Below are 24,578 nucleotides of genomic sequence, written 5' to 3' on the forward strand. Positions count from 1 at the left end.
CCGGGGGACGGATATGACTGACAGAGACAACCAATTCGAAGCGGCCGCCGTGGAAAACGCAGCCGCCGGGAAGAGTGGACTGAGCCAGGCGGAAATCGACGAGCTGGTCGCCTCCTCGGACACGGGCGGCAGGTCGCCTTCGCCTGCGATCAGCAAGTTGATCACCTGGACGGCCATCGTCTGGTCTCTTTTCCAGCTCTGGATTGCCAGCCCGCTGCCCTTCATGCTGAGGTTCGGCGTTTTCAATGACACCGAAGCGCGGTCGTTCCACCTTGCCTTTGCGTTGTTCCTTGCCTTTCTCGCCTATCCGGCAGCCCGCTCGACCGTACAGCTTATTCTCGGCGTCGGTGTTCCGGCGATTTTGACATTCCTCTTCATGTACGGCGCAAAGGACGACACGGCGATCTGGTGGATCCCGCTCGTTGGCATCGGCATGATCGCCGCCGTGCTGCTGGGATCCCCCAAGGACCGCGTGCCGCCATGGGAATGGGTGCTCGCCGTGCTTGGCGCCTGCTCGTCGCTGTATCTCTACTTTGCCTATGACGCGATTGCCCAACGGGTCGGCGCGCCGATCACGCCGGATTTCGTCGTCGCGGTCATCGGCATCATGATTCTTCTCGAAGCGACGCGTCGCGCGCTCGGCCCGGCCCTGATGATCGTGGCGACCGTGTTCCTCGTCTACACGTTCCTCGGGCCGATCATGCCCAGCATCATCGCACACAAGGGCAACAACCTTTCGGAGGTCGTGAACCACCAGTGGATCACAACCGAAGGCGTGTTCGGCATCGCGCTGGGGGTCTCCACTTCCTTCGTGTTCCTGTTCGTGCTGTTCGGGTCGTTGCTGGATAAGGCAGGCGCGGGAAACTACTTCATCCAGGTGGCCTTCTCTCTCATGGGGCACATGCGGGGCGGACCGGCCAAGGCGGCCGTCGTCTCCTCTGCCATGACCGGCCTGATTTCCGGCTCTTCCATCGCCAACGTGGTGACAACCGGCACTTTCACCATCCCGCTTATGAAGCGCGTGGGCTTTTCGTCCGAGAAAGCCGGGGCGGTCGAGGTGGCGTCCTCGGTCAACGGACAGATCATGCCCCCGGTCATGGGGGCCGCTGCCTTCCTGATGGTCGAATACGTCGGTATCCCCTATTTCGATGTGGTCAAGCACGCCTTCGTGCCCGCCGTCATCTCTTACATCGCGCTGGTCTATATTGTGCACCTCGAGGCGATGAAGGCGAACATGCAGGGTCTGCCCCGCGTGGTCGAACCCAAGCCGCTCGTCGCGTGGCTTATGAGCCTCGCGTTCACCATCGCCGTGATCTGTGCGCTCAGCTTCGCCGTCTACTACGGCATGGGCTGGATTCGTCCTGCGTTCGGTGCCTATGCGGGGTACATCGTCTTCGCCCTGCTGGTCGCGGTCTACGTGGGCCTTCTGCGTGTGGCTTGCCGCGAAAACCGGCTGAAGATGGAAGATCCCAACGCGCCGGTCACGAAGCTGCCGGTGCCCGGTCCGACAATCCGGGCCGGTCTGCACTTCCTGCTGCCGGTCGTCGTCCTTGTCTGGGCACTGATGGTGGACCGCTTGTCGCCGGGCCTGTCTGCCTTCTGGGCAGCGGCCTTCATGGTGTTCATCCTTGTCACTCAACGTCCGCTAGAAGCGATCTTCCGCGGCGAAGGCGATCTGGGCGGCGCGATGCGCAACGGCTTCCGTGAACTGATCGAGGGGCTGGAAGCGGGCGCCCGCAACATGATCGGCATCGGAATCGCCACGGCGACGGCCGGTATCATCGTGGGGGCCGTCAGCCAGACCGGCGTGGGTTCGGCACTGGCCGACGTGGTCGAGGTCCTGTCGGGCGGGAACATCCTGGCCATCCTGTTCCTGACCGCGATCCTTTCTCTGATCCTCGGGATGGGCCTGCCCACCACGGCGAACTACATCGTCGTGTCGGCTCTGCTGGCGCCGGTTATCGTCACCCTCGGCCAGCAGAACGGCCTGATCGTGCCGCTGATAGCCGTGCACCTCTTCGTCTTCTACTTCGGGATCATGGCCGACGTGACGCCTCCAGTGGGGCTCGCGTCCTTCGCGGCGGCGGCTGTGTCGGGCGGCGACCCGATCCGGACAGGCGTGGTGGCGTTCTTCTACTCGCTCAGGACCGCGGCGCTGCCGTTCCTGTTCATCTTCAACACCGACCTGCTGCTGATCGACGTGGACTGGATACACGGGATATTCGTGTTCATCACGGCGACCATCGCCATGCTGCTGTTCGCCGCAGCCACGCAGGGTTGGTTCCTGGCGCGGAACAAGATCTGGGAGTCGGTGCTGCTTCTGCTCATCGCCTTCACCTTCTTCCGTCCCGGGTTCTGGATGGATATGGTGGCTCCGCCCTTTGCCCAGGTCGAACCGGCACGGTTCGAGCAGGCGCTTGGCGATGCGCAGCCGGGAACCGAGATCAGGCTGACCGTGGACGGTCTGAACGCCGTGGGTGATCCGGTGACCTTCACCGCCCCTCTGACGGTGCCCGAGGGCGAGACCGGTGCCGACAGGCTGATGGCCACGGGGATCGAGACCATCGACCGCGATGGCAGTGTCATCATCGACAACGTCGCTTTCGACAGCCCCGCACAGAAGGTCGGTCTCGACTGGGATCAGGAAATCGTCGAGGTGCTCGCGCCACAGGCGCAGCCGTCCAAGTACCTGATGTACCTGCCGGCGCTGCTTATCCTGGCACTTGTGGTCTGGTTGCAGCGTCGCCGCCGCCCCCAGCCGCAAGTGGCCCACGCCTGAAGGAGACTGGACATGTTCGACAACATCCTCTTGCCGATTGATCTGAACCACCCGTCTTCCTGGGAAAAGGCCCTGCCGATGGCGCAGAAGCTGAGCGGTGAAACGGGTACGATCCACCTTCTCGGCATCGTCCACGACATCGGCGCCGCCTCGATCGCTGCCTTCCTGCCAGCGGACTTCGAAACCAAGGCCTTGCAGAAGATGAAGTCCGATCTCGACGCCTTCATCGCCAGCAAGTTGACGGAAGGGAGCAAAGCCTTGGCCCATGTCGGTCACGGACATATCCCTGAACACATCTTGTCTGCGGCCAACGACCTTGGGGCGGACCTGATTGTCATGGCCTCCCATCCGCCGGAAGAGCTGATGACCTTCCTTGTGAGTTCAAACGCCGACAAGGTGGTGCGTCACGCAAAGCAACCGGTGCTGGTGGTGCGCTGAACCCAACGGCGCATCGCGGCGCCATACACAACTGGCCAGTCCGCCCCTTTTGGGGGCGGTCGGCCACACCAACTGGAGACTGTCCGTTTATGACACCCTTCGCCATCGCGGGCGTGCAGATGCACGTTGCGGCCCTGCATTCCAACGTAGAAGGCATGCGCCACAGGATCGAAGTCCTGATGGCCCGCTTTCCCTGGACGCAGATGGTCCTGTTTTCCGAGCTGGCGCCCTACGGTCCCCTGGATCGTTTTGCCCTGCCTTTCCCGAACGACGCCCTGCAACAGTTTCAGGACGATGCCCGCCGCTACGGGATCTGGCTGATCCCCGGCTCCATGTTCGAGCGCACCGAAGACGGGCGCATTTTCAACACCTCTGTGGTCATCAACCCCGATGGCGACATCGTGGCTAAGTACTCGAAGATGTTCCCTTTCCGCCCCTATGAGGCGGGCATCTCTGCCGGGACCAACTTCTGCGTTTTCGATGTGCCCGAAGTGGGCCGCTTCGGCCTGTCGATCTGCTATGACATCTGGTTCCCGGAAACCACGCGCCAGCTGACCAGCCAGGGCGTGGAGGTCCTGCTGCACCCGGTCCTGACCGGCACCACGGATCGCGACGCGGAACTGGCCATCGCCCGTGCGACCGCTGCGCAGTTCCAGTGCTACGTCTTCGACGTGAACGGTCTGGCGGCAGGCGGGGTCGGGCGTTCGCTTGTTGTCGATCCTTCGGCCACCGTGCTGCACCAGTCGGCCGGGCAGGAGGACATGTTCCCGATCGAGGTCGACCTGGAGCAGGTCCGCCGCCAGCGCGAGACTGGTCTGAAAGGTCTGGGGCAGGTGCTGAAGAGCTTCCGCGATCGCGAGGCCGACTTCACGGTATACAACCGCGCAAGTGGTGCCGATGCCTATCTCAACACGCTTGGACCATTGGAAATGCCGCGACAGGGGGCCACGCGCGGGCTGAGGACATCGGATCCTCGGACGGCGCTCGGATATTCCGAGCACCCCGACGCCCCACCTCAGAATATCTCGGTTTTCCACGGCAAGACCGGATCGGAGTGATCCGGAGGCGCCATGGAAGAAGCGGACGCGTAAGAAGAGGAGCTTGCGATGAACTCTCAACCCGGCGACAGATCGCTTCCGTCGATCAACGAATACTACAGCGCGACCCAGCTTCGTTCCGACAGGTGGAGCGCGCTCAGGGAAGCCGCCGAGGGGTTGTCGCGTGAAGGCGCGGAAGGTCGCAAGGGCAAAAAACTGCTCCAGACCGCCGAGCACCTCTTCGACTCGCTCGAAGTGATCGAGGCCTACTGGGCCTTTCCCGGGGCCAGCAGCTTTGCCCATCTGCGCAGGTTGCTGAACCATGGCAATTACGATGAACTTTTGACGGCGGTGCGCCGGGTGGCGCGCGCCCTCGCCTCGGGGGCGTACCGCCGCCGCACCGTGCCGCTTTCCTCCGACGAACTCGACAACGAGGATTTCGAGGACGAAGCCGCGTTGTCGCCGGAGGCGCGCGCGCTCGGGCGTCCCTATTTCGAGGTGCTGATCGTCGATGACGTCAGCGAACAGCAGGAGCGTTTCCTGCGCCACAGCCTGTTGCGGATGCGCCGGTCGGAGGATCCGTTCATCTACGAGCCGGTCGTCGTCCCGTCTATCGAGGACGCGCTGATCGGCATCCTGTTCAACCACAACGTCCAGGCGGTGGTGGTACGGCCGGGGCTGGCCCTGAAGTCGCGCAACGACCTGCCGATCCTGTCGCGCTATCTTAAGCGTGTCGGCGATCCTGAAGATGTCGAAGCCATCCAGCCGCACGAATACGGTCCCGAAGCCTGTCGGCTGATCGCGCGGGTCCGTCCGGAACTGGATGCGTATCTCATCACGGATCGTTCGGCAGAGGACATCGCAGGTCTCGATCTGGGGATCTGTCGGCGCGTCTTCTACAATCAGGAAGACTTCCTGGAATTGCACCTGAACATCCTACGCGGCGTGAACCGGCGCTATAAGACGCCGTTTTTCACCGCGTTGAAGGAGTATTCCAAGCAACCCACGGGCGTCTTCCACGCCATGCCGATCTCGCGCGGGAAGTCGATCAGCCGGTCGCACTGGATTCAGGACATGGGCGCGTTCTACGGCCCCAACATATTCCTCGCCGAAACATCGGCTACGTCCGGCGGGCTCGACAGTCTGCTGGAACCGCGCGGTCCGATCAAGGAAGCGCAGGACATGGCGGCGCGGGCGTTCGGAGCCAAGCACACGTACTTCGCCACCAACGGGACATCGACCTGCAACAAGATCGTCACGCAGGCGGTGGTCAGGCCGGGCGACATCGTGCTTGTCGACCGGGACTGCCACAAGTCGCACCATTACGGCATGGTGCTGGCCGGGGCGAACGTCGTCTACATGGACAGCTACCCGCTGCACCAGTTCTCGATGTACGGCGCGGTGCCGCTGACCGAGATCAAGCACCACCTGCTCAAACTGAAGGCCGCGGGCAAGCTGGACCGCGTGCGCATGATAACCCTGACCAACTGCACGTTCGATGGACTGGTCTACAACGTGCAGCGGGTGATGGAGGAATGCCTCGCCATCAAGAAGGACCTCGTCTTCCTTTGGGATGAGGCATGGTTCGGGTTCGCCCGGTTCGAGCCGACCTACCGCCAGCGCACCGCCATGGCGACGGCCAACACATTGCGTGAGAAGCTGAAAGAACCAGAGACCGCCGCAGCCTGGGAAGCGCAGCAGGCCAAGCTTGCCGACGCCAGCGATGAAGAGTGGATGAACACGCGGCTGGTGCCGCCGCCCGATGCCCGTGTGCGGGTCTACGCGACGCAATCGACGCACAAGACGCTGACGGCGTTGCGACAGGGCTCGATGATCCACGTCAACGATCAGGACTTCAAGGGCGAGGTGGAACAGGCCTTCCACGAAGCCTTCATGACCCACACGTCGACATCGCCCAACTACCAGATCATCGCCTCGCTCGACGTGGGGCGCAGGCAGGTGGAGCTTGAGGGGTTCGAGTTCGTGCAGCGGCAGGTCGAAAGCGCCATGTCGATCCGGCGCGCGGTTTCGACCCATCCGTTGCTGGAGAAGTACTTCCAGGTGCTGACCATCGCGGACGTGGTGCCGGAAACGTATCGGGCCAGCGAGTCGACGCATTACTACGATCCGCGGCAGGGGTGGACCGACAAATGGGCGATGTGGGCAGAGGACGAATTCGTGCTCGATCCCACGCGGATCACGCTTGCCGTGGGTGGCACCGGCTGGGACGGCGACACCTTCAAGACCAAGATCCTGATGGACAAATACGGCATCCAGATCAACAAGACCTCGCGCAACTCCGTTCTGTTCATGACGAACATCGGCACGACGCGGTCTTCGGTCGCTTACCTCATCGAAGTGCTGGTGGAGATCGCGAACGAACTGGACGATCTCCTGGACGATGCCTCCAAGATGGAGCGGAGATCCTTCGAGAACCGCGTTGCCGCATTGGTGGAACACGTCCCGCCGTTGCCTGACTTCAGCCGGTTCCACGACGCTTTCCGTGCAGATGGCGACACGCCCGAGGGCGATATCCGGACGGCCTACTTCCTGGCCTACGAAGAAGACAACTGCGACTATCTCGCGCTGGACGACGCATTGATGGAGCGGCTCGAAAGCGGCGAGGAACTCGTATCGACGAGTTTCATCATTCCTTACCCGCCGGGCTTCCCGATCCTCGTGCCCGGGCAGGTGATCAGCCCCGAAATCCTGAAATTCATGCGCGCGCTCGATGTCAGCGAAATCCACGGATACCGGGCCGATCTCGGCCTGCGCGTCTTTACCAAAGCCGCGCTCGATGCCGTGATGTCAAAGAAATCCTGAGGGAGGTGAACCATAATGGCCAAGAAAACACTGAAGAACATTTCTGAGATCCGTCGGTATTTCCACACCAACAAGGATCCAATCTATTTCGTGTCAGCCACGAACTTCAACCTGCTCGGGCTCGACGAATGGGTGAAGAACTTCAAGTACATATGCTACATGGATTGCTTCGACGGGCGCCATCCGAACGTCTTCGTGCCATCGGAGATGCCACATGACGAGTTCCAGTCCATCGAGGACATCAACAACTACCTGCTCCAACACAAGGAGGTCGTGGACCTCGTGAAGTCACGCGGCGGCAAGCCGAAGTTCGTCTTCCTGATGTTCGACGAAAAGACCGAGAAGCTTGCCAAGGACCTGGGCGGCGAGGTCTGGTTCCCCAAGGCCAAATTGCGCACTGCGATGGACAACAAGATCGAGACGGTTCGCGTCGGCAACAAGGCCGATGTGCCGTCCGTGCCGAACACCCTGTCGGAAGTGAAGGACTACGCGCACCTGCAGGAGATCTGCGAGGAGGCGGGGCTGGGCGACGACCTCGTGCTGCAGTCCGCCTTTGGCGACAGCGGCCACACCACCTTCTTCATCAAGTCCGAGGCCGATTTCCGCAAGTACGAGCACGACATCGTCGGCGAGGGCGAGATCAAGATCATGAAGCGCATCGACTGCCGCGGTTCGGCGATCGAAGCGTGCGCAACGTCGCAGGGCACCATCGTCGGCCCGCTGATGACAGAACTGGTGGGGTTCAAGGAACTGACACCATATCGCGGCGGCTGGTGCGGGAACGAGATCTTCTCCACCGCGTTTAGTCCCAAGCAGCGTCAGAAGGCGCGTGCGCTCACCTTCCAGTTCGGCGAACAGCTTCGCAAGGAAGGCTACCGGGGGTACTTCGAGCTGGACTTCCTCATCGACAAGAAGAACGACGACATCTGGTTGGGCGAACTGAACCCGCGCATCACCGGCGCATCGTCGATGACGAACCACGCCGCTTTTGCCCATGCCGACGCGCCGCTCTTCCTGTTCCACCTGCTGGAGTTCTCGAAGAAGCCCTTCGAACTCGACGTGGATGAACTGAACGCCCGCTGGGCCGATCCCGACATGATCGATTCCTGGAGCCAGATGGTCATCAAGCACACCGAAGACAGCGTCGACATCATCACCGAGGCGCCGCAGTCCGGCATTTACCGGATGAACGACGACGGTTCTGTCGAATTCAACCGTTTCGACTATCACCGCCGCGCGGTGGAGACCGAGAACGAGGCCTTCTTCCTCCGCATCTCCAATGTGGGCGATTATCGCTACGAAGGCGCCGATCTGGGCATCCTCGTCACCCGTGGCCGGTCCATGACGCAGAGTTTCCAGTTGACCGAAAAGTCCAAGCGCTGGATTGACGGCATCAAGGCCAGCTACAAGGCACGGGCTTTGCCCTCGGCCACTGCGTTCGAGGACCCGGCCTTCAAGATCATGTAGGTTTCAAGGGAATGCTGTTCCGCGCCATCCATGAAGATGAGCCCGGGCCGAAATGGTCCGGGCTTTTCTCGGAATACCGCAACGCCTACCTGACCTGGTGGGCGCGCGAAGGCGTGGCCGTGCGTCCGACCTACATGGAAGGTCTGAACGCGATGCGCACCCACATGCCGGAAATCGTGCCGCTCTATGAGCGGTTGGTCGAATTGGCGGGGGGGGGCGATCGCGAGGCGCGGTTTCTCAGTTTCTACTGCCCGCCGCGGTATCTGACCGGGTGCAGTCAGGCGATCTGGCCCGGCGACAAGCCGTTGATGGTGCGAAACTACGACTACAATCCGCACGCGGTCGATGCGGTTCTGCTCCGGACACGTTGGCAGGGGCGGCGGGTGATCGGCATGTCGGACGGGCTGTTCGGGCTGGTGGACGGGATGAACGAGGACGGGCTTGCGGTCTCGCTGACCTTCGGTGGGCGGCGCGAAGCCGGTGTCGGGTTCGGCGTGCCGCTTTTGCTGCGCTACATTCTCCAGACTTGCACCACGGTGCCCGAGGCCATCGACGTGTTGGCGCGCGTGCCCAGCCACATGAGCTACAACGTCACCGTGCTGGATGCGGAACGGCGGTTCGCGACCGCCTATCTGGCCCCGGACCGGGCGCCACAGATCACCCACGCGGCCGTCGCGACCAACCACCAGGAGCGGGTCGAATGGCGCAGCCACGCACGGCTGACCGCGACCGTCGAACGTGAACGCTACCTGTTGCAAAGGCTCACGCTGCATCCGGAGCCGGAGGACAAGTTCATCCGTGCTTTCCTGCGTCCGCCGCTCTATTCGCTGGCCTTCGACCGCGGGTTCGGCACGCTCTACACCGCCGCGTACAGGCCGCGGACCGGCCGGGTCGAGGTCTTCTGGCCGGGCCGGCAATGGTCGAAGAGCTTCGACGCCTTCGAAGAGGGCGTGATGTCCATCGCCTACCCGCAAATGACCACGGCCCCTGCGCACTATCCGGGCGGCGCATAGACGCAGCGGCAGGCCCGCCACAGCACGCGGCAGACCTGCCCAGATCATCCCTCAGAGCGGCGGGAACCTGTAACGGTTATTGGCCACGGCCCAGTCCATATGGTTGCGGACGTATTCCTGCGTGGCATCGCGCGGCGGGTTGTAGTCCCAGTGCTCGCCAGCGCCTGCCTCCATTGCGGCATGCAGCGCGCGCCGGGACTTCTGGGTCCGGATCACGTCTTCCCGCAGCGTCGCGCTGTTCCAGCGCTCGGCCACCTCGGCGGCAAAGGCGGATGCGGCGTCGGCATAGGCCGGGTCGGAAGCGACGTTCACCTTCTCCATCGGGTCCTTCGAAAGGTCGTAGAGCTGCGCGGGGTCGGGATCGCAGTGGATGTACTTCAGTGACCCGCGCCGGATCATGAACACCGGCGAAGGCGTCATCTCGGCGCAGTATTCGCCGATCGCCACGTCGACCGGATCGTTTTCCCCACGCGCAAGCGGCATCAGGGAGCGTCCGTCGACCGGTTCGCCCAGCATCGACGTGTCGCCTCCGCCCGCTTCGATGAAGGTCGGGAGCAGGTCGATCAGCGAACAGGCGTTCGGGGCGGCTCCCTTGGCCACGCCCGGTCCCGTCATAATCATCGGGATGCGGGCCGAATGTTCGAAGAAGTTCATCTTGAACCACAATCCGCGCTCGCCCAGCATGTCGCCGTGGTCTGCCGTGACGACCAGCAGCGTGTTGTCCAGCTCGCCGATGTCTTCCAGCGTCTTCACCAGCGCGCCAACCTTGCTGTCAAAGTAACTGACATTGGCCAGGTAGGCGCGGCGTGCGCGGTGGACCTCTTCATCGGTGAGGGGAATGTAGCTGGCCTCGATCCCGTCCATCACGCGGCGCGATCCGGGGTCCTGCTCTTCCGGGGCCAGCGAGTACTCCGGCATGTCGACGTCGTCGTCGGAATAGAGGTCCCACCATTCGGGTTTGGCGACGTAGGGGTCGTGCGGGTGGATGAAGCTGGCCACCATGCAAAACGGCGTCTGATCCCCGGCGGCCCGGTCGCGGCCACGGTCGATCAGCCAGCGGCGAGCGGCGAACTCCACCTCGTCGTCGTAGTCGGTCTGGTAAGTGGCGACGGCGACGCCGCTTTCCTTGACCGTCTGCATGTTGTGATACCACTTGTCGATGCGCTCATCGGGGGCTTCCCAATCGGGCGTCCAGGCAAAGTCGGCGGGGTAGATGTCGGTGGTCACGCGATCCTGGAAGCCGTGCTTCTGGTCGGGACCGACAAAGTGCATCTTGCCGGACAGGCAGGTGCGGTAGCCGAGCGCCTTCAGGTAATGGGCAAAGGTCGGCACGGAGGCGCGGAATTCGCAGGCGTTGTCGAAGGCTGCGATCCGGCTGATGAGCTGGCCGGACATGAGGGCGAAGCGCGACGGTGCGCACAGCGGTGAATTGCAGTAGGCGGCATCGAAACGCATGCCGCGTGCCGCGAGGGCATCTATATTGGGCGTCTTTGCTGACCTGTGGCCGTAGGCGCCAAGGAAATGCGGCGCAAGCTGATCGGCCATGATCACGACGATGTTGGGACGGGTCACGTGTTTTCTCCGGAATGAATGGGCAGATGAAGGGTTCAGCCCAAGGGTGGGGGCGGCTGGTACTGCAGGCTCTTCCGGTGGCGCGGTTTCATTTGCACATCATTGCACCACGTGGGGCGGACCCGCCAAGCGGAAAGCGAGGCCGGTGTGCAGGTGTGCTGCGGATAACCATTTGATAACCGTCCTCTGGCTACAAAGCCGAAGGCGGTCGAGCGCAGTTCCGCGACACTGTCTCGCGTTGGGCGGCCCGACGTCCACATGCTGGCGACTATCCCGCCAGCTTTCGCACCAAATGTTGGAGGAGCTACCGACTCATGCCTTGCGCCAAGAACCGCCAACGCAAAGGTTTCTTTCGGGTCGGACTGCCACACGGTCCGCGACCATGACGCGGCTTCTTGTCGTGGGCAAGACAGATGCCCGCCGGTCCCAGGTGGCCGGAATGCTGAAGGAGGGTGCGCCGGCGTCCGATCTGGAATTCACGACCGATGGGAGGGCCTGCCTCCAACGGATCGCCGAGTTGCCTCGCATCGATTGCGTGATCCTCGTCCCCGACAGCGAGGACCCGTGCTGGCCGGAACTGGTGACGCAAGTCGCGCTGACGTGCCCGTTCATGGCGGTGGTCTACATTGCCGCCCCCGCGGACGCGGGCATTGCGGTCGACGTGATGAAGCGCGGGGCGCAGGACTATTGCGTGCTGACGAAGATCACGGCGGAGGGACTGTCCCGCGCCGTGGCAAATGCCGTTCAACGCACGGAAATGGCCCGCAGGATAGACGACCAGCAATACAGCTTGAGAACCTTTGCGCATGTCCTCGTTCATGACCTGCGCGCGCCGCTGCGGTCGGTCGGCGGCGGCATCGACATGCTGATCGAGGACCTTGCACCCGAACACAAGCACACCCATGCGGAGGTTCTGGAGTTCATCCGGGGTGGCGCCCAGAGGATGGAGCGGCTGATCGTGTCGCTCTACGGATTGTGCAGGGCGGATGCGAAACCCCGGCAAACGACCGTAGACCTCGTGGACATCGTGACGGACCTGCGAATGGCGCTGAACGCGGACCTGATGGAACGGGAGGCCGACCTTCTCCTGGTCGGCGACGCGCCCAGCGTCCACGCCGATCCGGTCCTGCTGCTGCAGTTGCTTCAAAACCTCGTGGCGAATGGCATCAAATTCAATCGTGCCGCGCGTCCCCGCGTCGAAATAACCGGCGCGACAACGCCTTTCGGCTGGCGGATCGAAGTCGCGGACAACGGAATAGGCATCGCGGAAGAGCACCGGATCCAGGTTTTCGAGCCCTTCGCCCGTCTGCACGGCGAAGGCGAGTTTCCGGGCAGCGGACTGGGGCTTGCGACGTGCAGTCGTATCGCTGCGCGCCACGGCGGCCATCTGAGCTGTATCTCCCAGCCGGGGGAGGGTGCACGCTTTGTCCTCGATCTTCCGCGCCCGGAAGGGGAGGTTGGCCAAACACAGATCACGCGTCCCTCGGCGACCCTGAAAAACGTGGCCCGCGCGCTGCGCTGACCCGCGGGCTGCCGCCCAGCAGAATCGCACCGCCTTGTAACTTTGGGCGCGATGATTAGAATATGGCCTCAAACGAATAGACCGTCAGGCGGCCGGGACAAACGCGGCCGCTTTTTCAATAGGAAGCTCCGATGTCGTGGACAGATGAACGCGTGGAAATGCTCAAGAAGATGTGGTCGGAGGGTCAGTCGGCCAGCCAGATCGCAAAAGAGCTGGGCGGCGTGACCCGCAACGCGGTGATCGGGAAGGTACATCGCCTCGGGCTGTCGAACCGCGCGGGCAGCGCGCCCGCTCCGGCAGAAGCGAAGCCGGAAGCCAAGCCGCAGGCGGCCAAGCCGAAACCGGCGCCGAAGCCCGCCGCTGCCTCCGAAGCCAAACCGGCAGAGCCCGCGCCGGCACCCGCTGCGGCCGCACCCGCGCCGCAGTCCCCGGCGCGCAAGCAGATCATTCCGGCGGGCCAGCCTCTGCCGCCGCAGCCTTCTACCAACGAGATCAGCCCTGAGGCGCTGGCGAAAGTCAACGAAGTCGAAAAGAAGGCGAAGAAGCTGACCCTGATGGAATTGACCGAACGGACCTGCAAGTGGCCGGTCGGCGATCCCGCGACGGAGGACTTCTGGTTCTGCGGGCTGCCCGTCCAGCAGGGCAAGCCCTACTGCGAGGCCCACGTCGGCGTCGCGTTCCAGCCGATGAGCGCGCGCCGCGACCGGCGGCGGTAACTGCACGCCCGATTGCCGTGAGGGGATTGGCGGGAAGATGCCCGCCAAGGGCGTTTGTTTCGTAGCGGATGACGACCGGGTCTTCACCGGTGACGAAGGGTGCAGTATAGGCGGCCCATGCAGAATCCCCCAGATCTTCGCCCCGACCTTGCGCGCGCCCGCATCACCGACACTGTCCGCGACGGCCAGCCGACCATCGGCATGGTCTCCCTCGGCTGTCCGAAGGCGCTGGTGGACAGCGAACGCATCCTGACCCGCCTGCGCGCCGAGGGCTACGGTATTTCGTCCGACTATTCCGGCGCCGATGCGGTGATCGTGAACACCTGCGGTTTCCTTGACAGCGCGAAGGCTGAAAGCCTCGATGCCATCGGCGAGGCGCTGGCGGAAAACGGGCGGGTGATCGTCACCGGTTGTCTGGGGGCGGAGCCGGAGTACATTACGGGGTCACATCCCAAAGTGCTGGCGGTGACTGGTCCGCATCAGTACGAGCAGGTGTTGGATGCCGTCCATGGCGCGGTGCCGCCGTCGCCCGATCCCTTCATCGACCTTCTTCCGTCCACCGGTGTCTCTCTCACGCCGAGGCATTACGGCTATCTGAAGATTTCCGAAGGCTGCAATCACAAGTGCCGGTTCTGCATTATTCCCGACATGCGCGGCCGCCTTCAAAGCCGTCCGGCCCGCGCCGTCCTGCGCGAGGCGGAAAAGCTGGTGGAGGCCGGTGTGAAGGAACTTCTGGTCATCAGCCAGGACACCTCTGCCTACGGGACGGACTGGAAGGACCGCGACGCGAAATTCCCCTTTGTCGACCTGGCCCGCGACCTTGGCGACCTGGGCGCCTGGGTGCGGCTGCATTACGTCTACCCCTACCCGCACGTGCGGCAGGTGATCCCGCTGATGGCGGAGGGCAAGGTGTTGCCTTACCTCGATATCCCCTTCCAGCACAGCCACACCGACACCCTGCGCCGCATGGCCCGGCCCGCCGCCGCTGAACGCACTCTGGACGAGATCGCCGCGTGGCGGGCGGACTGCCCGGACATTGCGCTGCGCTCCACGTTCATCGTCGGTTACCCCGGCGAGACCGAAGCGGAATTCCAGCATCTGCTCGACTGGATGGACGAGGCGCAGCTCGACCGTGTGGGGTGCTTCCAGTACGAGAACGTGGATGGCGCCCGCTCCAATGCGCTGCCGGATCACGTTCCGGAAGAAGTGAAGGCCGAACGCTGGGCGCGTTTCATGGAAAAGGCGCAGGCGATCTCGGAGGCCAAGCTGGCCGCAAAGGTGGGGCAACGGCTGGACGTCATCGTCGACGACGTGGACGTGGACGGCATCGCCACCTGTCGGACGAAGGCGGACGCGCCTGAGATCGACGGCAACCTGTTCATCGACGAAGGCGCCGGGGCGTTGCAGCCGGGTCAGATCGTGACGGTCGAAGTGGACGAGGCCGGGGAATATGACCTCTGGGGACGGCTGACCTAACCGGCGGTCTCCTCCTCCAGGTGCATCTTGATGTCGATCAGCACCTTCTGGATTTCCAGGGTTTCCTTCAGCATCCGCTTGGCTTCGTTGACCGAGATGTCGCCGTCGACCATCGACGTGTGATATTCCGCCATCAGCATGGCGAAACGTTGCGACAGGGCGATCACATCGGAGTTCATCCCGCCCGGCGTGCGCGCGTTGCGGCGGTCCTCGGTGAAGTGCAGCGTTATGCCCTTGAGCTCTGCCAGTGCGGCAGTGACATGCGGGTAGGAGGCCTTCTCTTCCAGCGCCGCCACTACATCCACCGGCATGAAGCGCTCCGTGTGTTCAACATGATTGGAGTAGTACCGGCCCAGTGTTGCCTTGGACTTGCCTGCAAGCGCACAGGCACGCTCTATTCCGACGTCTTTCACCAGGGCTTCGCTGTGCTTTTTCAGGTAGTTTCCGACGTTCGCCATCGTGTTTCTCTCATTTTGGGGGCCATGGTGCGCGGGTGGCGCGTTGCAGTCCCATTACCCGCGGAAGGCGCCGACGTCATGGCGAAATCAACCCACTGGCAACAGGGCGCTCACTCTGACACCCGGTGCAGGCAGGCCGCCCCGCGATCCGGCGAGGACAGCCTTGGCCGCTCTTGCCACCGCCGGTTGGCTGACGCAAAAGCGGATCATGGCCAAGCTGCACTTCCATTACTCGACCATGAACGCGGGCAAGTCGACGCTGCTTCTTCAGGCGGCGCACAACTACAATGAACGCGGCATGGAGACATACCTGATGATCGCGGCCTTCGACGACCGCGCTGGAAAAGGGCGGATCGGGTCGCGCATCGGGCTCGCGCGGGAGGCGGACGTTTTCGGCACCCATTCCGACCTCTTTCAGATGATCGAGGCGCGGCGGGCGAAGGGTGAAGTGGCCTGCATTTTCGTCGACGAGGCGCAATTCATGACGACCGAACAGGTCTGGCAGCTTGCCCGCGTGGTCGATGACCTCGACGTGCCCGTCATGGCCTATGGTTTGAGAGTGGATTTCCGCGGTGAACTGTTCCCGGGCTCGGCCGCGCTGCTGGCTCTGGCGGACGTTATGCGGGAGGTGCGGACCATTTGCCACTGCGGTCGAAAGGCGACGATGGTGATCCGGCAGGACGCCGAGGGCCGCGCACTGCTGGACGGTGCGCAGGTCCAGATCGGCGGCAACGAAACCTACGTCAGCCTGTGCCGCCGTCACTGGCGGCAAAAGGTCGGGCGCTAGGTATGGGTAGGGCTCAGGCCGTCACCACGGGGCTACGATTTGGCCGAAGCGAACGCCTTCCAAACTCGCGGTGCCTAGGGTGATACGGCGGGCGACAGTCAAGGACCTTGCACGGATCCAAGAGATCGCCGAGGCGTCCTATGCCCGGTACGTGTCGCGTATCGGGCGTCGCCCCGCGCCCATGGATGCGGATATCGAAGCGCAGATCGGGCAGGGTGCCGTGTACGTCCATGACGGCCCACCGCCGCTTGGTTACATCGTGTTCTGGTCCGAGGGGCGCGACATGACGCTGGATGCGGTGGGCGTGGCGCCAGACGCTTCCGGCCGGGGCATAGGAAAGGCGCTGATCGGCTATTGCGAGTCGGAAGCCGCACGTCTGGGGTTGGACCGTGTCAGCCTCTATACCAACGCCAAGATGACAGAGAACCTCTCCATGTACCCGCACCTCGGCTACGTCGAGACGCATCGGCAGATGCAGGACGGTTTCGACCGGGTCTTCTTCGAAAAGCCGGTTCAGCCGCGCTCCACCAGCACGGACCCCACGGAGTAACCTGCGCCGAATGAGCAAATCACGCCACGGTCACCGGGAGAGAGATCGCCGGAATTCTTCGAGAACGCGATGATCGACCCGGCCGAGGACGTGTTGGCGTAGTCCTGCAGGATGTTCGGCTGTTCACCTTCCTCGGGCGGGCGGCCAAGAACCTTCTTTCCGATGAAATCGTTCATCGTCTTGTTGGCCTGATGCAGCCAGAGACGCTTCAGGTCGTCGGCTTCCCAGCCTTCCGCCTGCATGTGGCCGAGAATATGCGCCGAGACCATCGGCAGCACCTCCTTGAAGACCTTGCGGCCGTTCTGCATGAACTGCATGTCGCGGCGGTCTTCCATCTGGTCGTGGGTCCGCCGCAGAAAGCCGTTGTTGTTGCGGATATTGTTGGAGAACTGCGTCGCGCAACGGGTCGAAACGATGTCGAAACGCGCGCCCTGTGCTTCTTCCGCGTTTTCGATCAGGACGGCGGTGCATACGTCGCCGAAGATGAAGTGGCAGTCGCGGTCACGCCATTCGAGATGGCCAGAGCAGATTTCCGGATTGACCACCAGCGCGCGCCGTACGCTGCCCGACCGGATCATGTCCGCCGCAGCCTGCATGCCGAAGGTGGCCGACGAACAGGCGACGTTCATGTCGAAGGCAAAGCCCTGTGCGCCCAGCAATTGCTGGATCTCGATCGCGATGGCAGGGTAGGCGCGTTCGTGGTTCGACGCCGCGCAGATCACAAGATCGACGTCCGCACCGGCACGTCCCGCCATGTCCAGCGCCTTGCCGCAGGCGTCCACGGCCATTTCCGCCATGATGGATGGCGCTTCGTCGGGCCGGGCGGGCAGGTGGGGGAACATGCGCTCGGGGTCGAGGACGCCCGACTTGTCCAGCACGTAGCGCCGCTCGATGCCCGAGGCGGAGAAGATGAAATCGGAGGTGGACCGGTCCATCGCCTGCACCTCGCCGCTGGCGATGTCTTCGGCGTGCCGCTCGTTCCACATGTCGGCATAGGCATTGAACGCCGCCACCAGTTCGTCATTGGTGATGCTCTCGGATGGGGTGAATACCCCGTGCCCCGTGATGGCGGGTCTGAACATGGTCTCCTCCTGCGTTGCGGCCAGCATCCGCACCGCAGGAGGTGTGTCAAGCAGCGCGTGGCGGAACCCGTCTCCGTGCCGCGCGTTTTGTTTGCAGTCCCCAGACGCAAAGGAGCAACGACATGGACCGCTTGGCGTATTTCATCGCGCACATCGCGGGCGCCAGCATCGCAGGCGCCGCGCTGATCGTCTTCTTCATCTTCGGTTGGTATAGCTGGACTGCCTTCGCAGTCGCAGGCGTGATCGGCCTCGTGGCGGCTTGGCCCGTCGGCAAAGTCATCTCTGTCCGGATCAAGAAGAACGATCCCAACTGGCACTATTCAGGCGGGGTGGGTATCGTCCCCGACCCCAAGGCGCCTGAACTCTGACGCATTTTCGTCCGGCGCGTCCTCAGCAGAGCCGCGCGCCGTTCGGGACCGGGTGGTCTGGGCGCGCGAGCGTTACAGCATTTTCCGCGTCGTGGTATCCGAGAACCAGCACTTCGGACATGAACGGTCCGATCTGTCTGGGCGGAAAGTTGACCACGGCCGAAACCTGGCGGCCGACCAGGTCTTCCGGCACATAGTGAACCGTGATCTGGGCCGAGGACTTCTTCTCTCCGATCTCCGGCCCGAAGTCGATCCACAGCTTGATCGCGGGCTTGCGCGCTTCGGGGAACGGTTCGGCCCGGGTCACGGTGCCGACGCGGATGTCCACCGCCATGAAATCGTCGAATGTGATCTCACCCATTGCTCAGTTCCTTGGATCGGTTGGCGGCCGCGGCCACGGTTGTTTTCATCAGGGGCGCCAGCCCGTCTTCCTCGTTCATCAGCACATCCAGACCGGCTTGAGTCGTGCCGTTCGGAGAGGTCACGTTGCGCCGCAATTGCGAAGGGTCGTCATCCGCCTGCATGGCAAGCGCACCCGCGCCCGCAACGGTCGCCTTGGCGAGGGTCATGGCCAGATCCGGCGCAAGCCCCTGTGCCTCACCGGCGGCGGCCATGCATTCTATCAAATGGAAGACGTAGGCCGGGCCTGAGCCCGAAAGGCCGGTGACCGCGTCCATCTGCGTCTCCGCTTCCAGTTGAACGACCTCTCCCACCGCAGACAGAAGCGTTTCGGCGAGGTCGAGATGAGCGTCGCTCGCCTTGCTGTTACCGATCATGGCGGTGATCCCCTGGCTTATCGCGGCGGGGGTGTTCGGCATGGCCCGGATCACTGGGGTGTCGCTGCCGAGGATGCTTTCGTAAGTTCCGATGGAAATGCCCGCAGCGACGGAGACGAACAGTGTCCTGCCATTGCCCATGGCTTGAAGCGTGGGCAGCGCCTCGCCCATCATCTGCGGCTTGACGGCGATCAGGACGATGGCTGGCTCGGCCGGCAGTTCCTCGTTCAGGTGTACGCCGCGACCCTTCAGCCAGTCCGAGGGGTTGGGGTCCGTCACCCAGACGGAATTTGCCGGCAGTCCGCGCTTGAGCCAGCCTTCCAGCATCGCCGATCCCATCTTGCCGCAGCCCAGCAGCACAAGCCCCTTCTCGGCCAGTATCCCGTCTTTCATACCTGTTCCTCCTGCTGCTTAGTGGCACCGCCAAGACGTAGCCCCAAGCGGAGGCAAAGGGCAATGCGGGCGACGTGGAAAGCGGCATGGGGACGGGCTGTCCACCGCCGTCACGAGCCGAAGGAAGCTCTCTTCTGCAAAATGAGCAGCGGCTGGCGAAGTTCGATGGCGAAGTGGTCGTGCGGTTGCGCGGCCCATTGACTTCGCTTCGTGTCGGGGCACACGTCTGCGCAAAAGGACAGACTATCACACGCAGTCCCATCGACCGGGCGGAACCTTGACCGTGCTCGGGACTTGTGCCGAAGGGTGTGTATTCTGTGAACCGGGGAACCTTGATGCTCGACCACCTTTACGGAACGGATGCGCCGCTGGTCGCACTTGCGATCCTCGTGATCCTGTTCATCACTTTCACGTTCGAGAAATTCCCGCCCGAGGTGACCGCCTCCGGAGCGGCGGCGCTTTTCATCATCCTGGGCATGGTCCCCAGCGACCAGGTCATGGCGGTGTTTTCAAGCTCGGCCCCCATCACCATTGCCGCGATGTTCGTCGTCTCCGGTGCATTGGTCCGGACGGGCGTGCTGGACGCGCTGGCGGGCATTGTCATCGACAAGGCGCAGGCTCGCCCGATGATGGCCATCGGGTTGTTCATTTTCGCGACCATCGCGGCCTCTGCCTTCATGAACAACACGCCGGTCGTGCTGGTGCTCATCCCTGTGGTGATCCGCCTTGCGCAAAGCTTGGAACTTGCGCCCACGCGGCTGCTGATCCCGCTGTCTTATGCGGCGATCCTGGGCGGGACATGCACTCTGATCGGCACCTCGACCAACATTCTCGTTGACGGGGTGGCAAAGGACGCCGGGATCAAGCCGTTTTCGATCTTCGAAATTGCGCCGGTCGGACTGGCCGTTGCCGTCGTCGGTGGATTGACGATGATGATCCTGGGCAAGGTGCTCTTGCCAGACCGGGCACAGAAGGAAAGCGGCACCGAGGACGCGGAAACGGCGTTCCTGTCCGAGATCACCGTCAGGTCCGCCTACCCGCATGTCGGCACGGCCCTTGGAAAGATCGCCGACTTCCAGCGGTCCGGCGTTCGCGTGACCGGTATCCGGCGCGGCGGCAGGATCGAACGCAGCGACCTCGGCAAGCGGGTGATCGAGCGGGGCGACGCGCTGATCGTCATCGCGCAGACGTCCGAACTCCTGACACTTGCGGAACAGCCCGGTCTGCGGGTCGGCCTGCGGCGGTCCATCGAACTGGATCCGGAGGCAGAGGTGAAGGTGGTCGAGGCCATCGTCACACCCTCGCGGCGCAGTTCCGACCTTCGGATCGCCGATCTGGCCCTGGGGCGGCGTGCCGGCGTCCGCGTGTTGGGTGCCTACCGCCCGCGCCATATCGCCGGGGCGGATCTGTCCGGCGTACATCTGCGGCCCGCTGACAAGCTGTTGCTGGAAGGCACGCCGGAGGGGTTCGAGGAACTGACGCGCTCGGGCGACGTGGTGAACGTCACGGCACCGGGCGGCCGCGCCTATCGCCGTAGGCAGGCGCCCATCGCGGTTCTGGCGCTGGTGGGCATCGTCGTTCTGGCCGCGCTCGATCTTATGCCGATTGGTGTCCTGGCGCTGATCGGTGTGGCTGCGATCCTCGTCCTGCGCTGCATCGACAACGACGAGGCGTGGAATTCCATCGATGGCGGTGTGCTTGTCCTGATCTTCGCGATGCTCATCGTCGGGCAGGGACTGGAGAACACGGGTGCCGTTGAACTGCTGGTCGGCTGGCTCATGCCTTTTCTCGACGGCCTGTCGCCTTTCGTCACGCTTATCGCGATCTATGCCGTGGGTTCGATCCTGACGGAACTCGTGACCAACAACGCGGTGGCGGTCATCTTCACGCCCATCGTGATCTCGCTCGCCGCACAGTTGGGTGTAGATCCGCGACCGTTCGTTGTGGCGGTCATGTTCTCGGCAAGCGCCAGCTTTGCCACGCCTATCGGCTACCAGACCAACACACTGGTCTACGGTGCCGGCAACTACAAGTTCTCCGACTTCCTCCGCATGGGCGTGCCGATGAACCTGATTGTCGGGCTGACCGCCGTGCTGGCGATCAGCTTTTTCTTTCCGATGTGAGCGTCACTCGGCCATGATCGACGTCGGCGGGGTGTCGTCGTTCAGCCAGCGTTCCATCGGCGCCATAGGGTCGAGGGATGCCGCGTTGATGCCGCCGGGCCCCGGCAGGATACCGCAGTGGTCGAGGCCGGGCACCATGAAGAGGCGGACGCTTTCCTTCAGCGTTTCCTCACCCCCGGCAGCTTCGGATGCCTGTTCGTACCAGTCGACGGTTTTGTAAGGGGTCACAATGGCATCGGCCCAGCCGTGATAGACGATCATCTTGCCGCCCGCCGCGCGGAAGGCCGACAGATCGGGATTGTCGCCGTTGTAGACCTCGGCCATCGTTTCCAGCCGGGCCGGATCGGTCTCGATGTCGAAATCGAGCGGCGAGTATTCCGCGCCGGGATCGTCGGCGAAGGCCATGTATTGCGTGAAGCCGGTGGTGAACGCGGGCACCAGCGGCGCCGCCCCCTCTGCGTTGCCGGTCAGCCAGAGCCACCAGAACGGTTCCGACCCTTCCGGGATGCCGCCGGGGTACAACTGGTCGCCCGCCGCGTTGCGCGGCCCCTCGCGCCACTTCATCAGCGCATCCATCTTGGTATTCGACAGACCTAGGGAACTGTAGTCGATCTCGCACGCGCGGGGATCTTCGATCAGCCCGTCCTCTGTGCCGTCCGTCGCATCGCATTGCTGCATCACGAGGTCGCCGATTGCCTTGGCGTCGTCCGGGCCGAGGATCTGGCTGCCGTCGTCGGCGGTTTTGGCCTGCACGAAGAAGGCCATCGCCGTGGCGACCAGCCCGGTGTAATCCATCGCAGGTGCGCCCGATATGATGCCGTCGAACATCTCCGGATAGCGCTGCGCGGCGACATGCGCCATGCGCCCCCCGGTGGAGCATCCCTGGAAGATCGCCTGTTCTGCCTGCCCGCCATAGAACGCGTCGATCAGGACGCCCGCCACTCGGTTGGTTTCCCCGATAGAGCGCCAGCCCCAGTCCCGCTCCGCATGGGGATTGTTCGCCGCCCAGGCCGCGTCGACGACCGACAGCGCGTGGTGCCCGCTGTCCGAGGTGGCCGTGGCGTAGCCCAGTTCCAGCCCGGGACGCATGGCATTGACCCAGCTTGCCCCGGCATCGGCCCGCCCGAGAATGCCGCAAAAGCCGCCGCAGCCCGCTTGGTAATACTTGCCGTTCCAGTTCTCGAGGGGCAGGCGCACCTCTATCGAGATCGAGGGAAGTGCGGTTGCGCGCACCTCGCAGTAGCTGGGCAGGCTGTTCTGTGCCGCGACGGCCCGCGCCGAAGTGACGTAACCGCCGCTGAACACGACGTCGCGCAACGCGGTGCAGTCCGTTTCCGATTGCTGGGCAAATAGCGGGGTCGCGCCGACGCATAGCGCCAGCGCGGCAAATGTGGTCTTCATGATGTCCTCCCTTGGGCTTTCTCCCTTGGGTAGAATTGCGGGAGCGGCGTGTGTTCTCAAGAAAAAAGGGCGCCCGTGCGGGGCGCCCTTCGCGGGAACGGACATTGATCGGGCGCTCAGGCGCGTCCGTAGGCTTCGGCCATGGCGATCTGCAAGGCGTCCTTCGCGCTGCGGTCGGTCCAAGCCATAAGCTGGAAGGCCGGGTAATAGCGTTCAGCCGACAGCACGGCGGCGGTAATCATCGTATCGATCTGCTCGGCCGAGGCGATGTTGCCGCCTGCAAGCATCAGCCCGTACTTGTAGACCATCAGGCGCTGCTCTTCCCAATAGCTGAAGCAGCCGGCCCAACACTGGTCGTTCACCGCGTTCAGCCCTTCGTGCAGGACATGCATGCGGTCTGCCGACGGCTCCATCTCGAAGGTGCAGATCAGGCGGAGGGTTTCGTCCGGGTGGCTCCATGCAAGCGTGACGGAATACGTCCGCCATTGCCCCTCGACCGCCATGGCGATCTGGTCGTCGGTCACGCGGTCGAAATCCCAGTCGTTGAACTGGGCGATGTTCTCGACGATGTCGATAGGATGCAATTCGTCCGTCAGATACTGCTCGGATAAAGCCATGCCGCCACCTCATTTTTCTTTTGTAGCGCCGGGTGGTTGTATGCGCCCCAGCACTTGCTGCCTGCTCAAGGGTCTTGGGGGCGTACCCCATGCCCTCGCTAGATATCGTGCCTGCGGCCATGGGGCGGTGTAAAGCAAAACTTTGTTGATAACTTAATTTACTTGTGGATTCTTTCCGATTCGGACTCGTAAAGTGTAGAATCGTGTACGGCGTGCCGCAGGGCCTTTTCGAACAGTTGCCGGCTACGGGATGTCACCGTGTCGGGCCGCGTCATGAGGCCGACCGGTCCCGCCGTCAATCTCAGGTCGAAGTCCAGGGACACCAGCCTCCCGTCGGCAAGGTCCTGGGCGATGACGCCTTCGGAAATGAACCACAAGGCATCCGATACGCGCAGGTAGTTGCGCCCGAACGCCCCGGAGACGCAGTCGATGCGTTCGGGGAAGGGGGCCAGCCCCTGCGCCAGGCACCAGCGATCCAGCAACGGGCGGATCGCGGCGTCTTCCGGCGGGTAGAGGATGCACCAGTCCGCCAGGGCATCCACGCTGACAGGCGCTTTCGTTAGGGGGTGGCCGGCGCGCGCAACGCAGACCACGGGTTCGAGGTAGAGCTGCGTGAAGGACAGCCCCTGCATGGCTTCCGCGGCCCCCATTCGCCCTACGATCATGTCGAGCGCTCCGGACTTCAGCGCGTCGGTTAGTACCCCATGAGAGCCATCGCGCAACATCAGTTGCGTGTCCGGCGCCGCCCGGCGAAAGCGCGCGACGGCCTCGGGCATCAGCCGCGCCGCGACGCTGGGAAGTGCGCCGACGCGTAGCGTCTCGCGCCCTCCGTCCCGAAGATCGCTGACCCCTGCGATACCACGGTGCAGCGCGGCCAGGCTTTGGTTCGTGAAATCCAGGAACAGGGCGCCCTGCGGTGTTAGGCGGGTGCCGCCCCGGTCGCGCGTCATCAGCGTGGTGCCAAGCCCCTCCTCCAGTTCCTTAAGCGTCTTGGACAACGCCGGGGGCGACAGGTGCAGCGCGGCACAGGCGGCCTTCAGACTGCCAAGACGGGCGATGGCCGAAAAAGCCTCAAGATGGCGCAGCTTGACCTGCGTGATACGGGAGATTGTTGTCATAATGGTTAACTAAATCGCCTCAAATCTCAATTTACAAGCTGCAATAGTTCATTATCAAATGC

21 protein-coding genes are annotated in these 24,578 nt (G+C 63.3%); 13 read left to right on the forward strand and 8 right to left on the reverse strand.

Annotated elements, in window-relative coordinates; all coding sequences use genetic code 11:
• Positions 1-13 precede the first annotated feature (13 nt).
• The 6 genes from ABFK29_RS03225 (at position 14) to ABFK29_RS03250 (ending at position 9,557) form a co-directional block, all read left to right on the forward strand.
• Positions 14-2,779: a TRAP transporter permease gene (locus ABFK29_RS03225; protein WP_005854584.1), complete on the forward strand. Its 2,766-nt coding sequence runs from the start codon at positions 14-16 to the stop codon at positions 2,777-2,779.
• 12 nt (positions 2,780-2,791) lie between these two features.
• Complete coding sequence (locus ABFK29_RS03230; protein WP_005854585.1) at positions 2,792-3,217, forward strand: universal stress protein; 426 nt, start codon at positions 2,792-2,794, stop codon at positions 3,215-3,217.
• An 89-nt stretch (positions 3,218-3,306) separates the two neighbouring features.
• Positions 3,307-4,275 carry a carbon-nitrogen hydrolase family protein gene (locus ABFK29_RS03235; protein ID WP_005854586.1) on the forward strand — a complete coding sequence of 323 codons (969 nt, stop codon included), beginning with the start codon at positions 3,307-3,309 and terminating at the stop codon, positions 4,273-4,275.
• 48 nt (positions 4,276-4,323) lie between these two features.
• Positions 4,324-7,077: an aminotransferase class I/II-fold pyridoxal phosphate-dependent enzyme gene (locus ABFK29_RS03240; protein WP_005854589.1), complete on the forward strand. Its 2,754-nt coding sequence runs from the start codon at positions 4,324-4,326 to the stop codon at positions 7,075-7,077.
• A 15-nt stretch (positions 7,078-7,092) separates the two neighbouring features.
• The gene (locus tag ABFK29_RS03245) at positions 7,093-8,544 is read left to right on the forward strand and encodes a biotin carboxylase (protein WP_005854591.1); all 1,452 of its coding nucleotides are present in this window, start codon (positions 7,093-7,095) and stop codon (positions 8,542-8,544) included.
• A gap of 11 nt (positions 8,545-8,555) precedes the next feature.
• Positions 8,556-9,557, forward strand: coding sequence for a C45 family autoproteolytic acyltransferase/hydolase (locus ABFK29_RS03250; protein WP_005854593.1), 1,002 nt, complete (start codon positions 8,556-8,558; stop codon positions 9,555-9,557).
• A gap of 51 nt (positions 9,558-9,608) precedes the next feature.
• Here ABFK29_RS03250 and betC read toward each other — a convergent pair whose 3' ends face one another.
• Positions 9,609-11,129 carry a choline-sulfatase gene (gene betC / locus ABFK29_RS03255; protein ID WP_005854595.1) on the reverse strand — a complete coding sequence of 507 codons (1,521 nt, stop codon included), beginning with the start codon at positions 11,127-11,129 and terminating at the stop codon, positions 9,609-9,611.
• A gap of 382 nt (positions 11,130-11,511) precedes the next feature.
• On the opposite strand from betC, the gene ABFK29_RS03260 reads away from it, so the two are divergent.
• The 3 genes from ABFK29_RS03260 (at position 11,512) to rimO (ending at position 14,843) form a co-directional block, all read left to right on the forward strand.
• Entirely contained in the window at positions 11,512-12,651 is a 1,140-nt protein-coding gene (locus ABFK29_RS03260) for an ATP-binding response regulator (RefSeq protein WP_005854596.1), read from the forward strand.
• Positions 12,652-12,782: 131 nt separating this feature from the next.
• The gene (locus ABFK29_RS03265) at positions 12,783-13,367 is read left to right on the forward strand and encodes a GcrA family cell cycle regulator (protein WP_347100046.1); all 585 of its coding nucleotides are present in this window, start codon (positions 12,783-12,785) and stop codon (positions 13,365-13,367) included.
• Positions 13,368-13,484: 117 nt separating this feature from the next.
• Positions 13,485-14,843 (forward strand): 30S ribosomal protein S12 methylthiotransferase RimO, encoded by a 1,359-nt coding sequence (gene rimO / locus ABFK29_RS03270; protein WP_005854600.1) that lies wholly within the window; start codon positions 13,485-13,487, stop codon positions 14,841-14,843.
• Here rimO and ABFK29_RS03275 read toward each other — a convergent pair.
• A complete protein-coding gene (locus tag ABFK29_RS03275; protein ID WP_005854602.1) occupies positions 14,840-15,301 on the reverse strand; it encodes a hypothetical protein in 462 nt (153 codons plus the stop codon). The genes rimO and ABFK29_RS03275 overlap by 4 nt on opposite strands.
• Before the next feature lie 208 nt (positions 15,302-15,509).
• On the opposite strand from ABFK29_RS03275, the gene ABFK29_RS03280 reads away from it, so the two are divergent.
• Together ABFK29_RS03280 and ABFK29_RS03285 are read left to right on the forward strand one after the other, a co-directional pair.
• The gene (locus tag ABFK29_RS03280; RefSeq protein WP_040604082.1) at positions 15,510-16,088 is read left to right on the forward strand and encodes a thymidine kinase; all 579 of its coding nucleotides are present in this window, start codon (positions 15,510-15,512) and stop codon (positions 16,086-16,088) included.
• A 79-nt stretch (positions 16,089-16,167) separates the two neighbouring features.
• On the forward strand, positions 16,168-16,638 hold the full coding sequence (locus tag ABFK29_RS03285; protein WP_005854606.1) for a GNAT family N-acetyltransferase: 471 nt from the start codon (positions 16,168-16,170) through the stop codon (positions 16,636-16,638).
• Here ABFK29_RS03285 and ABFK29_RS03290 read toward each other — a convergent pair.
• Positions 16,602-17,720 (reverse strand): beta-ketoacyl-ACP synthase III, encoded by a 1,119-nt coding sequence (locus ABFK29_RS03290; RefSeq protein WP_040603979.1) that lies wholly within the window; start codon positions 17,718-17,720, stop codon positions 16,602-16,604. The genes ABFK29_RS03285 and ABFK29_RS03290 overlap by 37 nt on opposite strands.
• Before the next feature lie 122 nt (positions 17,721-17,842).
• On the opposite strand from ABFK29_RS03290, the gene ABFK29_RS03295 reads away from it, so the two are divergent.
• On the forward strand, positions 17,843-18,088 hold the full coding sequence (locus ABFK29_RS03295) for a hypothetical protein (RefSeq protein WP_005854610.1): 246 nt from the start codon (positions 17,843-17,845) through the stop codon (positions 18,086-18,088).
• Between the two features lie 22 nt (positions 18,089-18,110).
• Here ABFK29_RS03295 and ABFK29_RS03300 read toward each other — a convergent pair whose 3' ends face one another.
• Together ABFK29_RS03300 and proC are read right to left on the reverse strand one after the other, a co-directional pair.
• Positions 18,111-18,449 (reverse strand): tRNA-binding protein, encoded by a 339-nt coding sequence (locus ABFK29_RS03300; RefSeq protein WP_005854612.1) that lies wholly within the window; start codon positions 18,447-18,449, stop codon positions 18,111-18,113.
• On the reverse strand, positions 18,442-19,257 hold the full coding sequence (gene proC / locus ABFK29_RS03305; RefSeq protein WP_005854614.1) for a pyrroline-5-carboxylate reductase: 816 nt from the start codon (positions 19,255-19,257) through the stop codon (positions 18,442-18,444). The genes ABFK29_RS03300 and proC overlap by 8 nt, the downstream gene beginning before the upstream one ends.
• A gap of 335 nt (positions 19,258-19,592) precedes the next feature.
• Between proC and ABFK29_RS03310 the strand changes: the two genes are divergently transcribed.
• Positions 19,593-21,380 (forward strand): SLC13 family permease, encoded by a 1,788-nt coding sequence (locus ABFK29_RS03310; RefSeq protein ID WP_005854616.1) that lies wholly within the window; start codon positions 19,593-19,595, stop codon positions 21,378-21,380.
• 3 nt (positions 21,381-21,383) lie between these two features.
• Here the strand turns inward: ABFK29_RS03310 and ABFK29_RS03315 are convergent, their stop codons facing one another.
• From ABFK29_RS03315 to pcaQ, 3 genes are all read right to left on the reverse strand, one after another.
• A complete protein-coding gene (locus tag ABFK29_RS03315; RefSeq protein WP_005854618.1) occupies positions 21,384-22,781 on the reverse strand; it encodes a tannase/feruloyl esterase family alpha/beta hydrolase in 1,398 nt (465 codons plus the stop codon).
• A 116-nt stretch (positions 22,782-22,897) separates the two neighbouring features.
• Positions 22,898-23,398, reverse strand: coding sequence for a YbjN domain-containing protein (locus tag ABFK29_RS03320; RefSeq protein WP_005854620.1), 501 nt, complete (start codon positions 23,396-23,398; stop codon positions 22,898-22,900).
• Positions 23,399-23,556: 158 nt separating this feature from the next.
• Positions 23,557-24,516, reverse strand: a complete 960-nt coding sequence (gene pcaQ / locus ABFK29_RS03325; RefSeq protein ID WP_005854622.1) for a pca operon transcription factor PcaQ — start codon at positions 24,514-24,516, stop codon at positions 23,557-23,559.
• Positions 24,517-24,578 lie beyond the last annotated feature (62 nt).

The organism is Sagittula stellata E-37, from assembly GCF_039724765.1.
In the GTDB taxonomy this organism is placed as follows: Bacteria; Pseudomonadota; Alphaproteobacteria; order Rhodobacterales; family Rhodobacteraceae; genus Sagittula; species Sagittula stellata.

Coding starts and splice junctions, on each gene's coding strand:
- ABFK29_RS03225 (WP_005854584.1), top strand. CDS start 14: ATGACTGACAGAGACAACCAATTCGAAGCGGCCGCCGTGGAAAACGCA.
- ABFK29_RS03230 (WP_005854585.1), top strand. CDS start 2,792: ATGTTCGACAACATCCTCTTGCCGATTGATCTGAACCACCCGTCTTCC.
- ABFK29_RS03235 (WP_005854586.1), top strand. CDS start 3,307: ATGACACCCTTCGCCATCGCGGGCGTGCAGATGCACGTTGCGGCCCTG.
- ABFK29_RS03240 (WP_005854589.1), top strand. CDS start 4,324: ATGAACTCTCAACCCGGCGACAGATCGCTTCCGTCGATCAACGAATAC.
- ABFK29_RS03245 (WP_005854591.1), top strand. CDS start 7,093: ATGGCCAAGAAAACACTGAAGAACATTTCTGAGATCCGTCGGTATTTC.
- ABFK29_RS03250 (WP_005854593.1), top strand. CDS start 8,556: ATGCTGTTCCGCGCCATCCATGAAGATGAGCCCGGGCCGAAATGGTCC.
- ABFK29_RS03260 (WP_005854596.1), top strand. CDS start 11,512: ATGACGCGGCTTCTTGTCGTGGGCAAGACAGATGCCCGCCGGTCCCAG.
- ABFK29_RS03265 (WP_347100046.1), top strand. CDS start 12,783: ATGTCGTGGACAGATGAACGCGTGGAAATGCTCAAGAAGATGTGGTCG.
- rimO (WP_005854600.1), top strand. CDS start 13,485: ATGCAGAATCCCCCAGATCTTCGCCCCGACCTTGCGCGCGCCCGCATC.
- ABFK29_RS03275 (WP_005854602.1), bottom strand. CDS start 15,301: ATGGCGAACGTCGGAAACTACCTGAAAAAGCACAGCGAAGCCCTGGTG.
- ABFK29_RS03280 (WP_040604082.1), top strand. CDS start 15,510: ATGGCCAAGCTGCACTTCCATTACTCGACCATGAACGCGGGCAAGTCG.
- ABFK29_RS03290 (WP_040603979.1), bottom strand. CDS start 17,720: ATGTTCAGACCCGCCATCACGGGGCACGGGGTATTCACCCCATCCGAG.
- ABFK29_RS03295 (WP_005854610.1), top strand. CDS start 17,843: ATGGACCGCTTGGCGTATTTCATCGCGCACATCGCGGGCGCCAGCATC.
- ABFK29_RS03300 (WP_005854612.1), bottom strand. CDS start 18,449: ATGGGTGAGATCACATTCGACGATTTCATGGCGGTGGACATCCGCGTC.
- proC (WP_005854614.1), bottom strand. CDS start 19,257: ATGAAAGACGGGATACTGGCCGAGAAGGGGCTTGTGCTGCTGGGCTGC.
- ABFK29_RS03310 (WP_005854616.1), top strand. CDS start 19,593: ATGCTCGACCACCTTTACGGAACGGATGCGCCGCTGGTCGCACTTGCG.
- ABFK29_RS03315 (WP_005854618.1), bottom strand. CDS start 22,781: ATGAAGACCACATTTGCCGCGCTGGCGCTATGCGTCGGCGCGACCCCG.
- ABFK29_RS03320 (WP_005854620.1), bottom strand. CDS start 23,398: ATGGCTTTATCCGAGCAGTATCTGACGGACGAATTGCATCCTATCGAC.
- pcaQ (WP_005854622.1), bottom strand. CDS start 24,516: ATGACAACAATCTCCCGTATCACGCAGGTCAAGCTGCGCCATCTTGAG.